Source organism: Leclercia sp. M50 (genome assembly GCF_037150775.1).
GTDB lineage: Bacteria > Pseudomonadota > Gammaproteobacteria > Enterobacterales > Enterobacteriaceae > Enterobacter.
On sequence record NZ_JBBCPK010000225.1, the window covers coordinates 1 to 1167 of the forward strand.

Genomic DNA, 1167 nt, shown 5'->3' on the forward strand with positions numbered 1-1167 from the left:
CGGCACTGCTCAACGGGCTGACGCAGCAAAGTAAGGCTCGCCTGACGCGGATATTTGCCCGAGCGCAGCTTGTCGATAACCCCCTGTTGTACCCCTTCACGCTGGAAAGCCAGCTGCTCCGCAAGGGGGATGACATCCAGAAAGCCGGTGGTCAGAAAGTTATCGAGCTGGGTGATATCCACGGGCTGGCGGGTACGCGAGGCGCGCGTTGGCTGCCAGTGGACCTCGGTACAGCGCTTGAGGGGCTGGACATCCTCCATCGCATCAAGAAAAAGCGATTTATCTTCTAGGTTCATGGCATCCTCCTGCTTAGCTGACAGGCTACTATACCTGCCCCCTCACCCTGGCTCAATGCGGCGTTACCCTGTCTGCACGGCCAAAAAACAACCAGTAAGAAAATAATAATAAATACAGTTATTTTAATTAATAATTAAAGCGCACTTAAGTTTATTTTTATTAATGATAAACTTTATGACTTAGGTAAAACTTTTAAAAACCAGGCGCTTTCTTATCTGTATTATTGTCAAAAAATGATATATACAAAGGTATCTGCACTATGGAAACAATAAGCAGAGTCGCATGTGGAGCAATGCTGTGTGTACTGTGGGGTCTGTTGGATGTCGACAGGCTCCATTTTTTTAAGGTGAATGTGGTTAAGAAATAACCTGCCGGGCATGGCGCCTGAATTGTGTGATTAATGAATCGGTCAACGGCGTCTGTCGGGAATCTCTTCTTTGAATCAGGTAATAGGTGGCTTTTGGTAAAGGTTCTTTTACCGGGATCATGACCAGACGCTGCGCCAGCAGCGGGTCGCAACCCAGCTCCTGCGGCAAAATGCTGAGAAAATCACTGTGCGCCACCAGGCTAATACTTGATGAAAACGTTTCGCATACCACGCCAATATGCGGGATTTGTTGGCGATGAGAAAACATCTCTTCCAGCTGCTTATAATAACTGCCGCGCGGCGTTGGCATTGTCCAGCTGTATTTCAGTAACTCATTAATTGATTTAGCGCCAGTCGCCGGATGACCTTCACGACAAAATATCGCAAACGGTTTCTCAAACAATTTTTCAAACGTGAACTCATGATCATAAGGGCCCTGATAATAGGTATTTATGGTGAAATCGAGTTCGCCCTGGCGTAATTCATTAATCATCGACACTAAT

General features: G+C 46.8%; 1 protein-coding gene and 1 pseudogene. Both read right to left on the reverse strand.

Annotated elements, in window-relative coordinates; translation table 11 throughout:
- Positions 1-296 (reverse strand): annotated as a pseudogene (locus tag WFM46_RS23725) (DNA endonuclease SmrA); the annotation flags it as partial.
- A 357-nt stretch (positions 297-653) separates the two neighbouring features.
- Positions 654-1167: LysR substrate-binding domain-containing protein (locus tag WFM46_RS23730; protein ID WP_336998723.1), on the reverse strand; the 514-nt coding region annotated here is incomplete at its 5' end.